The following is a 12,456-nucleotide window of genomic DNA, read 5'->3' on the forward strand; positions in this document are numbered from 1 at the left end:
TACCGGCCGGGGCTTTCAGGCCTGACCGCCGGTGGACCAGGTGTAGCGGTGTTCCGGGCGGCCCGTCTCGCCGTACCGCAGGGTCAGCCGCACTCTGCCGGTCCTTTCCAGCAGCTTGAGATAGCGCTGGGCGGTCTGCCGGCTCATCCCGGCGCTCTCCGCGATCTCCTGCGCGGAGAGCGGCCCCTCGGCGCTGCGGAGCGCCTGGCGGACCAGTTCCGCCGTGGTCGGTGAGTGCCCCTTGGGCAGGTCGGATTCGCCCGCCGCCCACAGGGCACCGAAGAGCCGGTCGACTTCGCCCTGCTCGGCCTCTCCGCCGCGTTCGAGGGTGTGGCGCAGCGCCGCGTACGCCTCCAGCTTGGTGCGCAGCCCGGCGTAGGTGAAGGGCTTCACCAGGTACTGCAGCGCGCCGTGTCGCATGGCCTCCTGGACGGTGGCGACGTCGCGCGCCGCCGTCACCATGATCACATCGGTGTGGTGACCGAGCCTGCGCAGGTCCCGCACCATCGGCAGACCGTTGCGGCCGGGCATGTAGTGGTCCAGCAGGACCAGGTCCACGCGCTGTTCCTCGATCGTCGCGAGGGCTTCGGCGGCGGAGTGCGCCAGGGCGGTCACCCGGAATCCCGGCACCCTGGAGACATAGGCCGCATTGACCTTCGCGACCCGGATGTCGTCGTCCACGACCAGGACCTCGATCACTGAGCTTCTCCCGCGATGCCGGTGTTCGGTTCCGTAGTTTCCGGTTCGGTCGTTTCCGGGTCGGTCGGTTCCGGGTCCGTCATGTCCGGATCGGCGAGGGCCTCCGGCAGTACGACGGTGAACTCGGCGCCGCCGTCCGCGGCCCCGTCGACCGTCACGCTGCCACCCTGCCGTTCCGCCAGCCGCCGCACCAGTGCGAGTCCCAGGCCGCGCCTGCCGTGGGCCGGGAGCTCCTTCGTCGACCAGCCCTCCGTGAAGATCAATGCGCGTTGCGAGGCCGGAACCCCCGGGCCGCTGTCACGGACCCGCAGCACCACCGTCCGGCCCTCGGCGTGGAGGCCCACCTCGGTCCGGGCGTCGTCCGTTCCGGCCGCCGCGTCCAGTGCGTTGTCCACGAGATTGCCGACGACGGTGACCAGCCCGCGAGGGTCCACGAGCCGGTCCGGCAGCAGGGTCCCGGGCGCCATGCGCAGGGCGACGCCGCGCTCCGCCGCAACCGTGGCCTTGCCGACCAGGAGCGCGGCCAGCAGCGGGTCACGCACCTTCTCGGTGACCTGCTCGGCCGTCGCCCGGTGGACGCCGACGACCTCGGCGACGTACTCCATGGCGTCCTCGTGCATGTCCAACTCCAGCAGCCCCAGGAGGGTGTGCAGCCGGTTGGCGTGCTCGTGGTCCTGGGCCCGCAGTGCGTCGATCAGGCCACGGGTGGAGTCGAGTTCGCGGCCGAGATGTTCGAGTTCGGTGCGGTCGCGGAGGGTGGCGACGGCGCCGCCGTCATCGGTCGGCATCCGGTTGGCGAGCAGGACCCGGGTGCCCTGCACCGTCAGCAGATCGTCGCCGAGCACCCGGCCGGCCAGTACATCCGCGGTCCGCCCCTCGCCGAGCACGGTGTCGAGCGGGCGGCCCGCGGTCTCGGGGCCGAGCCCGAGCAGCCGCTGAGCCTCGTCGTTCATGAGCCGGATGCGGCCGTGCACGTCGAGTGCTACGACCCCTTCCCGGATGCTGTGCAGCATCGCCTCGCGCTCCGCGAGCAGCGCGGAGATGTCGGAGAAGGCGAGGTCATGGGTCTGCCGCTGGAGGCGTCGGGAGATCAGGTAGGCGGCCAGCGCCCCGACCGCGAGCGCCCCGCCCGCGTACGCGAGCAGTCCGGGAATCGCCGCGAGCAGCCGGGCGCGGACACTGTCGTAGGCGATACCGACCGAGACCGCGCCGACGATCCGGTTCGCCTCGTCGCGCAGCGGTACCTTCCCGCGGGCCGAGCGGCCGAGTGTGCCGCTGTCGATCTCCATGACGTTCCGGCCCGCGAGTGCGTCGCTCGGGTCGGTGGAGACGACCTTGCCTATCTGGTCGGTTTCGGTGTGCGACCAGCGCACCCCGCGCCGGTCCATGACGACGACGTACTCGGCGCCGGTGGCGCGTCTGATCCGCTCGGCCGCGGACTGCACGGGACCGGTGGAGACCGGAGCCGTGGCGAGCAGCGCCTCGGCGATCTGCGGCTGGGCCGCCGTGCTCTGCGCGATGGCCAGTGCGCGCCGCATCGCCTGGTCGTCCAGCTGGGCGCTGAGGGGCGCCAGGAAGAGGCCGGTGGCGAGTACGGTGACGCCGGTGGCGATGGCGAGCTGCATCAGCAGGACCTGGGAGAAGACCCGCTGCGGCCAGCCGAGCCGGCGCGCTCTTCTGACGGCGGGCGGTGGGGCGCTCATCGTATGAACGGTAGAGGGCATTCCGGTGCTTTCCGAAATTCCCTCCGCGATTTCTCTGTGTGATTTCCCTCTGCTCTCCGGGACTCTCCTCGTTCTCACTGGCATGCCATCCACTTGCGTCTCTTGCGCGCATGACGCGACGACTTGCTCAGGCGGCGCAGAAGGTATACGAGCGCCCGACCCAGGTGCGCGGCGATCGGGCCCGGCTGGTCGGCCTGGTCCTGCGCGAGTTGCAGAGCCCGATCTTCCCCGCCTTCGCCGAGGTCGTCGGCGGCGCGTTCGCTCAGCAGGGGCGGCGCGTTCGCTCAGCAGGGCCTGAAGCTGCTCTCCGCGCAGATCGGGGGTCGTACGGTGCCGTCCGACGAGCTGTTCTGTCGCGACTTTGCGCCGACTGTCTATCGCAGTGGTTCTCCCGTGACGGTCGGGAGCGGCTGAGGGGGCCGGGGGCCTCCGTACTGGCCAGTGGGACGCATGCGCAGCGGCCTTTCCCCGTACTCCTCCAACGCATGCGCGATCCAGCCGGCCGTACGGGACACCGCGAACACCGTCTCGCCCGCCTCCGCGGCCATGCCTGAGGAGACCGAGAGCACGGCGAGCGCCAGGTCGACATTGGCGTGCAGGGGCGCGTGGCGGGCGGTCGTGGTGACGACGTCGCGTGCCGCGGCAAGCGCCGGAGCCGCCTGCGGAATGTCCGCGAGCAGGTCGAACAGCGTCCGCGCCCGCGGGTCCTCGGAGACGTAGAGGCGATGGCCGAGCCCTGGCACCCTGCGTCCGGTACGGAGATGGTCCGCGACCACCGGGACCGCGCTGCCCCGCTCCAGGACCTCGGTCAGCATCCGGTGCGCCAGACCGCTCGCTGCCCCGTGCAGGGGGCCCTCCAGGACTCCGAGGCCCGCGGAGACCACCGCGTACGGATGGGCGTGGGCGGACGCGGCGACCCTGGCGGCCAGTGTCGACGCCGCGAGATCATGGTCGATCAAGAGGGCGAGGGCGGTGTCCAGCGCGGCGATTGACGGCTCGTCGGCGGGTTGGGCGGTGAGCTTCGGCCACAGTCGCCGGGCCAGCCCGGCCCTGCTTCCGTCTGCCTCCTCGTCAGCCACATCGCCCGTCGACGATGTGCCGCCGGCCAGGGGCAGCGCTTCCACCAGGGTCGGGATCAGGCTCCGCGCACTGGCGAGCACCGCCCCGGGCGAGAGATCGAAGCGCAGCGGATCCGCGGTCGCCGCGGCGATCACGGCCACCCGCAGCCGGTCCGTGGAGCCGCTGTGCGCGGGCAGCGCGTTGACCGCCCGGCGCGCCGCGGCCAGTGCCTCATCGGGTGCGGTGAAGCGGATGCCGGGCCGCAGATCGCCGGTCCAGAGCCATTCGGCAACCTCCTCGTAGGCGTACCGCCTGGCCAGTTCGGTCGCGTCGACGCCACGGAAGTAGTACCGGTCGCCCTCGATCAGCGTGATTCCGGTACGGAAGACCAGATCGGCGGTGGGGGAGGGGTCCCGGCGCCCGGTGCGCCGGGCCAGCGCATCGACCTCCGCCGCGTCGAATGTGCTGCCGCGTCCGCCGGGAGCGCGCCTGCTGCTCAGTTGGCCCCGGCTGACGTAGGCGTACACCGTCTCGGGCTTCACTCCGAGCCGCTCGGCCGTCTCCCTGGTACTGAGCCGCTGCGCGGCCGTCGCGCCGGGGCCGTCACCGGATGCTGCTTGATCCTTCATGTCGCCAACCGTATCCATATTGATTCAATCAACATTGACAGCATTGAAGTCAACCATAGAGAGTCGAATCAATATTGATGAGCCGCCTTCGAAGCGTCTTCGACGCACCTTCGAGACGCTCACGGAGGAAAGAGATGCCGACCATGACCAGCGGAACCCGAACCCCGCTCGACGTACCGCGAGGGCTCGCGGGCGTCGTCGTCACCGACACGGCCCTCGGCGATGTCCGCGGACGCGAGGGCTTCTACCACTACCGGCAGTTCTCGGCGATCGACCTCGCACAGACCCGCAGCTTCGAGGACGTCTGGTACCTGATGTCCGAGGGCACACTGCCCGATGCCGCGGCCCGTGCCGAATTCGCCGCCCGCACCGCCGCACTGCGCCATCTGCCCGCAGAAGTCCGTGCGGCCCTGCCGGCCATAGCCCGCGCGGGATCCGCTTCCGGGCCCCTGGCCGGCCTGCGCACCGCCCTCTCGCTCCTCGGCGCCTCGGCCGGTTTCCGGCCGGTGTACGACATCGACGCCGGCCGGCGCCGGAGCGACGCCCTGGCCGCCTGCGCCGCCGTCCCCACCGTGCTCACCGCCCTGCACCGGCTCGGCCAGGGCCTCGAACCGGTCGAGCCGCGCGACGATCTGCCCCACGCGGCCAACTACCTGTACATGCTCACCGGTTCGGTACCGGACGCCGCACGGGTCAGGGCCGTGGAGCAGTACCTGATCTCCACCGTCGACCACGGCTTCAACGCCTCGACCTTCACCGGCCGGGTCGTCGCCTCCACCGGCGCCGATGTCGCAGCCTGTCTGGTGGCGGCCGTCGGCGCACTTTCCGGACCGCTGCACGGCGGAGCGCCCAGCCGCGCCCTCGACACCCTGGACGCCATCGGTACCCCCGGCCGCATCGACGGCTGGATCCGCGAACGGGTGCTCGCGGGCGAGCGGATCATGGGCTTCGGCCACCCCGTCTACCGCACCGAGGACCCCCGCTCACGCATGCTGCGGGGCATCGCCCAGGGCTTCGGCGGCCCGCTCGTCGACTTCGCCGTCGAGGTCGAACGGCAGGTCGAGGCGATCCTCGCCGAGCTCAAGCCGGGCCGTGAGCTGCACACCAACGTCGAGTTCTACGCCGGAGTCGTCATGGAGCTGTGCGGGCTGCCGCGCGAGATGTTCACTCCGACGTTCTGTACGGCGCGGGTGGTCGGCTGGAGCGCCAATATCCTGGAGCAGGCAGCGGACTCGAAGATCATCCGCCCGGCGGCCCGTTACGTCGGTCCGCCCCCACCGCAGCCGGTCCCGGCGCCCTGACGTCCCCGAGGAAGGTCCCTGTTGAATCCGTCGTACCCGCCCCGCAAGCAGCAGATCCCGGTCATCGTCCTTGCGGGGTTCCTGGGATCCGGTAAGACGACACTGCTCAATCACCTCCTCCGTAACCGCGCGGGAAACCGGATCGGCGTGATCGTCAACGACTTCGGCTCCATCGAGATCGACGCCATGACGGTCTCGGGGCAGGTCGGCTCGACGGTCTCGCTGGGCAATGGATGTCTGTGCTGCGCGGTCGACGTGAGCGAACTCGACACCTTCCTGGAGACGCTGACGCGGCCCGCCGCCCGCCTCGATGTGATCGTCATCGAGGCCAGCGGACTGGCGGAGCCGCAGGAGCTGGTACGCATGCTCCTGGCCAGCGACAATCCGGACATCGTGTACGGGGGTCTGGTGGAGGTCGTCGACGCCGCCGAGTTCGACGCCACCCGAATGCGCCATCCGGAGATCGACCGCCATCTCGCCGTTGCCGATCTTGTCGTGCTGAACAAGACCGACCGGGTCGGGAGCGAGGAACAGGCCCGAATCCGGGACGTCATCGCCGCGACCGGCGGCGCGGCGGCAGGCGGCAACGCGGCCGCCGTCATCTGCGCCACGTACGGACGCATCGACCCCGAGCTGCTCTTCGACCCGGCGCTGCGGCCGGACGGTGAGGAGAGGGAGCGCCAGCTCACCTTCGAGGATCTGCTCCTGGCGGAGCGGGCCGAGGAAGAGGCCGACGCCGGGCACGGACATCATTTGCATGCCGCGTACGAGAGCGTCTCCTTCACCTCGGACGTACCGGTGAATCCCCGCCGGTTGATGGAGTTTCTCGACTCCAGGCCGCAGGGTCTCTACCGGATCAAAGGGTTCGTCGACTTCGGCGCGGGCGACCGCGGCAACAGATACGTCCTGCACGCGGTCGGCAGATTCCTGCGGTTCGACCCGCGGCCGTGGGCACGCGACGAACCGCGCCTCACCCAGCTGGTGCTGATCGGCTCGGGCATCGACCCGGAGCAGCTGCACAAGGAGCTGGCCGACTGCCGCGAGAGCACCGCTCCGGCACCGGACACGACGCAGGACGCCGCACATGAGCGAAGCATGTGGGGCGTCCTGCGGTACGTACAACAGCCCGACGACGACGCATAGCACTGGGCCCCGTCGCCCGGCCGACTTCCTGCACCGCTGCCCGGCCGGGCCGGCTAGACGGGGCCGGCGACCACCGCGACCGGCTTGACCAGCGGCGTCCCCGAACCGTCGCGTCGCGGGTCCGGCTCCGGCAGCTCGGCCGGCGTGCCGTTCTGCTGCGCGGCCCGGGCAGGCGTCGCGCCCGCCCAGCCGAACACCAGAACGTCCTCGCCCTTGAGGAATCGCTGACAGCGCACCCCGCCGGTGGCCCGGCCCTTGCGCGGATACTGGTCGAACGGGGTGAGCTTGCACGTCAGCACCGAGTCGTCCAGCGTGCCGTGCGAGCCCGCCACCGTGAACACCACCGCGTCCACCGCCGGATCCACCGCGGTGAACGAGATCACCTCGGCGTCCGCCACGAGCTTGATGCCCGTCATGCCTCCCGCGGGCCTCCCCTGCGGCCGTACCTGCGCCGCCTGGTAGCGCAGCAACTGCGCGTCGGACGTGATGAAGACCAGGTCCTCCTCGCCCGTACGCAGTTCGGCCGCGCCGACGATGCGGTCACCGTCCTTGAGGGTGATGACCTCCAGCTCGTCCTTGTTGGCCGGATAGTCCGGCACCACCCGCTTGACGACCCCCTGCAGGGTGCCGATCGCCAGGCCGGGCGAGGCCTCGTCGAGCGTGGTGAGGCAGATGACCTCCTCGTCGCTCTCCAGCGTGAGGAACTCCGAAACCATCGCCCCGCCCGACAGACTGGGCGCCGCGTGGGTGTCCGGCAGCTGCGGCAGATCGATCACCGCGAGCCGCAGCAGCCGCCCCGTCGACGTCACCACACCCACATCGCCGCGGGCCGTCGCCGGCACGGCCGACACGATCACATCGTGCTTGGCACGCTTGGCGTCCTCGGCGAAGACGATCGGATCGTCATGGGCGGTACGGGCCAGCAGGCCGGTCGACGACAGCAGCACCCGGCACGGGTCGTCCGCGACCTCCAGCGGCACCGAGGCGACCTGCGAACCGGCCGACTCCAGCAGTACCGTACGGCGGTCGGTGCCGAACTTCTTGGCGACCGCGGCCAGTTCGGAGGAGACGAGCTTGCGCAGCTCGGTGTCCGAGTCGAGGATGGCGGTCAGCTCGTCGATCTCGGCGTTGAGCCGGTCCCGCTCGCTCTCCAGCTCGATCCGGTCGAACCGGGTCAGCCGGCGCAGCGGGGTTTCCAGGATGTACTGCGTCTGGGTCTCGCTCAGCGAGAAGTGCTCGATGAGCCGCTCCTTCGCCTGCGCCGAGTTGTCGCTGGACCGGATGAGCCGGATGACCTCGTCGATGTCGATCAGCGCGACGAGGAGTCCCTCGACCAGGTGCAGCCGGTTGCGGCGCTTGGTCCGGCGGAACTCGCTGCGCCGGCGCACGACCTCGAAGCGGTGGTCGAGGTAGACCTCCAGCAGCTCCTTGAGGCCCAGGGTGAGCGGCTGACCGTCGACCAGCGCCACATTGTTGATGCCGAAGGACTCCTCCATCGGCGTCAGCTTGTAGAGCTGCTCCAGCACGGCCTCCGGTACGAAGCCGTTCTTCACCTCGATGACCAGGCGCAGTCCGTGCGAGCGGTCGGTGAGGTCCTTGACGTCCGCGATGCCCTGGAGCTTCTTCGCCGAGACCAGGTCCTTGATCTTGGCGATCACCTTCTCCGGGCCGACGCTGAAGGGCAGTTCGGTGACGACCAGGCCCTTGCGGCGTGCCGTGACGTTCTCCACGGCGACGGTGGCGCGGATCTTGAACGTTCCGCGGCCGGCCGCGTAGGCGTCCTTGATGCCGCCGAGGCCCACGATCCGGCCGCCGGTCGGCAGGTCGGGACCCGGAACGAACCGCATCAGGGTCTCCAGGTCCGCGCCCGGATGCTTGATGAGATGGCGGGCGGCGGCGATGACCTCGCCCAGGTTGTGCGGCGGCATATTGGTCGCCATGCCGACCGCGATCCCGGTCGTGCCATTGACCAGGAGGTTCGGATAGGCGGCGGGCAGGACGACCGGCTCCTGCTCCTGGCCGTCGTAATTCGACTGGAAAGCGACGGTGTCCTCGTCGATCGACTCCGTCATCAGTGACGTCGCGTCGGCCATCCGGCACTCGGTGTACCGCATGGCGGCCGGCGGGTCGTCGTTGCCGAGCGAGCCGAAGTTGCCGTGTCCGTCGACGAGGGGGAGCCGCATGGAGAACGGCTGTGCCATCCGCACCAGCGCGTCGTAGATCGACGCGTCACCGTGCGGGTGAAGCTTGCCCATGACCTCGCCGACCACGCGGGCGCACTTCACATAGCCGCGCTCCGGGCGCAGGCCCATCTCGTTCATCTGGTACACGATGCGGCGGTGCACCGGCTTCATGCCGTCGCGGGCGTCCGGCAGGGCCCGTGAGTAGATCACCGAGTACGCGTACTCGAGGTAGGAGCCCTGCATTTCGTCGACGACGTCGATGTCGAGGATCTTCTCCTCGAAATCGTCCGGCGGCGGCGGGGTCTTCGTGCTGCGGCGGGCCATCGCTGCTGCGACTCCTTCACGGATTCTGACGGATTCTGTCCGGGCAACCTCAGGTTCTGACGCCGACCATTGTGGACCGCCGCACTGACATCGCCGACCTCGACCCGTCCCAAGAGGCGTTCCCGGCCCCTGCCGAGGGGTTTCACACCCCGTCCCGCAGGGGATGCGCCCCTCTTTCACGCGAACTTCCGCGGTATGGGAACTTCGGCAGGTGTCTGCGCGCTTGCTTACAGTGGCAGGTCTCGCAGGAAATCCATTATCGCGATCGAAGGGACGTACATGCCCATGGGTCACACGGCCACAGCCCAGGCCGGCTCCGGCGGCTTGTCAGCGACCGAGCACCGTCTGGCCAACGGCCTGCGCGTGGTGCTCTCCGAGGACCATCTGACCCCGGTTGCCGCGGTCTGCCTCTGGTACGACGTCGGCTCGCGCCACGAGGTCAAGGGACGCACCGGTCTGGCTCACCTCTTCGAGCACCTGATGTTCCAGGGCTCCGGCCAGGTGAAGGGGAACGGACACTTCGAGCTGGTGCAGGGGGCCGGCGGTTCGCTCAACGGGACCACCAGCTTCGAGCGCACCAACTACTTCGAGACGATGCCCACGCACCAGTTGGAGCTGGCCCTCTGGCTCGAGGCGGACCGGATGGGCTCGCTGCTCGCCGCGCTCGACGAGGAGTCCATGGAGAATCAGCGCGACGTCGTCAAGAACGAGCGCCGCCAGCGCTACGACAACGTCCCCTACGGCACGGCGTTCGAAAAGCTGACGGCACTGGCCTACCCCGAGGGCCACCCGTACCACCACACGCCCATCGGCTCGATGGCGGACCTGGACGCCGCGACCCTGGAGGACGCGCGCACCTTCTTCCGTACGTATTACGCACCCAACAACGCGGTGCTCTCGGTCGTCGGTGACATCGACCCCGAGCAGACGCTCGCCTGGATCGAGAAGTACTTCGGCTCCATCCCGTCCCACGACGGCAAGCAGCCGCCCCGGGAGGGCACGCTCCCCGAGACCATCGGCGAGCAGCTGCGTGAAGAGGTGCACGAGGAGGTCCCGGCACGGGCGCTGATGGCCGCCTACCGGCTGCCGCACGACGGCACCCGCGAGTGCGACGCGGCGGACCTCGCGCTCACCGTGCTCGGCGGCGGCGAGTCGTCGCGGCTGCACAACCGCCTGGTCCGCCGTGACCGTACGGCCGTGGCGGCCGGGTTCGGGCTGCTCCGGCTGGCCGGTGCGCCCTCCCTCGGCTGGCTGGACGTCAAGACGTCCGGCGGCGTCGAGGTGCCGCAGATCGAGGCCGCGGTCGACGAGGAGCTCGCCCGGTTCGCCGCCGAGGGCCCCACGCCCGAGGAAATGGAGCGTGCGCAGGCCCAGTTGGAGCGCGAGTGGCTGGACCGGCTCGGTACGGTAGCGGGCCGCGCCGACGAACTCTGCCGGTTCGCCGTGCTGTTCGACGACCCGCAGCTCGCCCTGACCGCCGTACAGCGGGTGCTCGATGTCACCGCTGAAGAGGTCCAGGCGGTCGCCAAGGCCCAGCTGCGCCCCGACAACCGGGCGGTGCTGGTCTACGAACCGGTCGAATCGGCCGAGCCCGCGGAATCACCGGACACCGATGAGACCGAAGCCGACGACACCGACGCGCACGAAGGAGCGGACAAGTGACCGACGCTGCCGCGACTGGAGTTTCGATGCAGTTCCACCCGCAGCCGGCCCCCGGCGTCGCCCGCCCGTGGGCCTTCCCCGCACCGAAGCGCGGCGACCTGCCCAACGGCCTCACGGTGCTGCGCTGCCACCGTCCCGGCCAGCAGGTCGTGGCGGTCGAGATCGTCCTCGACGCCCCGCTGGACGCCGAGCCCGAGGGCCTCGACGGCGTGGCCACGATCATGGCGCGGGCGCTGTCCGAGGGCACCGACAAGCACACGGCCGAGGAGTTCGCCGCCGAGCTGGAGCGCTGCGGCGCCACCCTCGACGCGCACGCCGACCACCCCGGCATCCGGGTCTCCCTGGAGGTCCCGGCCTCCCGGCTGGCCAAGGCGCTCGCGCTGGTCGCCGAGGCGCTGCGGGCGCCTGCCTTCGCCGACAGCGAGGTCGAGCGGCTGGTACGCAACCGGCTCGACGAGATTCCGCACGAGCAGGCCAACCCGGCCCGGCGTGCCGCCAAGCAGCTCTCCAAGGAGCTCTTCCCGGCCACGGCGCGTATGTCGCGCCCGCGCCAGGGCACCGAGGAGACGGTGGAGCGGATCGACTCGTCGGCCGTGCGTGCCTTCTTCGACGCCCATGTCAGGCCGTCCACGGCAACCGTCGTGGTCGTCGGTGACCTCACCGGCATCGACCTGGACGCCCTGCTCGCCGATACCCTCGGCGACTGGTCGGGCGACACCGCCGAGCCCCGTCCCGCCCCGCCGATCACCGCCGACGACAGCGGCCGGGTGGTGATCGTCGACCGTCCGGGCGCGGTGCAGACGCAGCTGCTGATCGGCCGGATCGGCCCCGACCGGCACGACAGCGTATGGCCGGCGCAGGTGCTCGGCACGTACTGCCTGGGCGGCACGCTCACGTCCCGGCTGGACCGAGTGCTGCGTGAGGAGAAGGGCTACACGTACGGGGTGCGGGCCTTCGCCCAGGTGCTGCGGTCGTCTGCCCCGGATTCCGCCTCGGGGGCGACCGGTGCCGCGATGCTCGCCATCAGCGGATCCGTCGACACGGAGTCCACCGGACCGGCACTGAAGGACCTGTGGACGGTCCTGCGAACCCTGGCCGCCGAGGGGCTGACCGATGAGGAGCGCGAGACGGCCGTGCAGAACCTCGTCGGTGTCGCACCGCTGAAGTTCGAGATGGCGGCCTCCGTCGCCGGCACCCTCGCCGACCAGGTCGAGCAGCACCTCCCGGACGACTACCAGGCACACCTGTACGCCCGGCTCGCGGAGACCGGCACGGTCGAGGCGACCGCGGCGGTGGTCAACGCCTTCCCGGGCGACCGGTTGGTCACGGTCCTCGTCGGTGACGCGGCGCAGATCGAGGCGCCGGTCCGGGCTCTGGACATCGGAGAGGTGTCGGTGGTCGCCGGCTGACGGGCGTACCTGTCGCGGACGCGGGAGGCGGCCGAACAGGCCGGCCGGCCCGTTGCCCACGATGACGGTTCACCTGTGACAGCCCACCGGTCGCCTGTCACATCCGGCCGGCACCGGCCCAGCACCCGCTGAGGCCCGGCCGGCACCGGACGCGCGGGCCGAGCACGGCAGCACCAACCGGTCCGCCGACCCGCCATATATCCACATACGGGACAAGAGGAAGACCCCTGTGAGCGAGATCTCGCCGGGGTCTTCCTTTTTGTCCGTTCTAGTGGAGAGGTTGCCTGTCTGCCCTGTGGGATGCGCTACAAAACGGCCTGTCC

Annotated in this window: 8 protein-coding genes and 1 pseudogene; 5 read left to right on the forward strand and 4 right to left on the reverse strand. The window is 70.4% G+C overall.

The genetic code is table 11. From position 1 onward, the window contains the following. Window positions 1-15 precede the first annotated feature (15 nt). Entirely contained in the window at window positions 16-699 is a 684-nt protein-coding gene (locus ACFVV1_RS08820; protein WP_389986645.1) for a response regulator, read from the reverse strand. Continuing rightward, on the reverse strand, window positions 696-2,402 hold the full coding sequence (locus ACFVV1_RS08825; protein WP_389986648.1) for an ATP-binding protein: 1,707 nt from the start codon (window positions 2,400-2,402) through the stop codon (window positions 696-698). The genes ACFVV1_RS08820 and ACFVV1_RS08825 overlap by 4 nt, the downstream gene beginning before the upstream one ends. Window positions 2,403-2,533: 131 nt before the next feature. Here ACFVV1_RS08825 and ACFVV1_RS08830 point away from each other — a divergent pair. Beyond that, a pseudogene (locus ACFVV1_RS08830) lies at window positions 2,534-2,695 on the forward strand (LacI family transcriptional regulator); the annotation flags it as partial. 102 nt (window positions 2,696-2,797) lie between these two features. On the opposite strand, the gene ACFVV1_RS08835 reads toward ACFVV1_RS08830, so the two are convergent. Continuing rightward, a complete protein-coding gene (locus ACFVV1_RS08835; RefSeq protein WP_389986651.1) occupies window positions 2,798-4,111 on the reverse strand; it encodes a citrate/2-methylcitrate synthase in 1,314 nt (437 codons plus the stop codon). Between the two features lie 134 nt (window positions 4,112-4,245). On the opposite strand from ACFVV1_RS08835, the gene ACFVV1_RS08840 reads away from it, so the two are divergent. Together ACFVV1_RS08840 and ACFVV1_RS08845 are read left to right on the forward strand one after the other, a co-directional pair. Further along, the gene (locus ACFVV1_RS08840; RefSeq protein WP_389986654.1) at window positions 4,246-5,412 is read left to right on the forward strand and encodes a citrate synthase/methylcitrate synthase; all 1,167 of its coding nucleotides are present in this window, start codon (window positions 4,246-4,248) and stop codon (window positions 5,410-5,412) included. Window positions 5,413-5,433: 21 nt separating this feature from the next. Further along, window positions 5,434-6,555 carry a CobW family GTP-binding protein gene (locus ACFVV1_RS08845; RefSeq protein ID WP_389986657.1) on the forward strand — a complete coding sequence of 374 codons (1,122 nt, stop codon included), beginning with the start codon at window positions 5,434-5,436 and terminating at the stop codon, window positions 6,553-6,555. Between the two features lie 53 nt (window positions 6,556-6,608). Here ACFVV1_RS08845 and ACFVV1_RS08850 read toward each other — a convergent pair whose 3' ends face one another. Continuing rightward, window positions 6,609-9,062: a DNA topoisomerase (ATP-hydrolyzing) subunit A gene (locus ACFVV1_RS08850; protein ID WP_389986660.1), complete on the reverse strand. Its 2,454-nt coding sequence runs from the start codon at window positions 9,060-9,062 to the stop codon at window positions 6,609-6,611. 279 nt (window positions 9,063-9,341) lie between these two features. On the opposite strand from ACFVV1_RS08850, the gene ACFVV1_RS08855 reads away from it, so the two are divergent. Next, complete coding sequence (locus ACFVV1_RS08855; protein ID WP_389986663.1) at window positions 9,342-10,724, forward strand: M16 family metallopeptidase; 1,383 nt, start codon at window positions 9,342-9,344, stop codon at window positions 10,722-10,724. A gap of 26 nt (window positions 10,725-10,750) precedes the next feature. Beyond that, window positions 10,751-12,133 (forward strand): M16 family metallopeptidase, encoded by a 1,383-nt coding sequence (locus ACFVV1_RS08860; protein WP_389987317.1) that lies wholly within the window; start codon window positions 10,751-10,753, stop codon window positions 12,131-12,133. Window positions 12,134-12,456: the final 323 nt, after the last annotated feature.

Source organism: Streptomyces sp. NPDC058092 (assembly GCF_042884935.1).
Classification (GTDB): domain Bacteria; phylum Actinomycetota; class Actinomycetes; order Streptomycetales; family Streptomycetaceae; genus Streptomyces.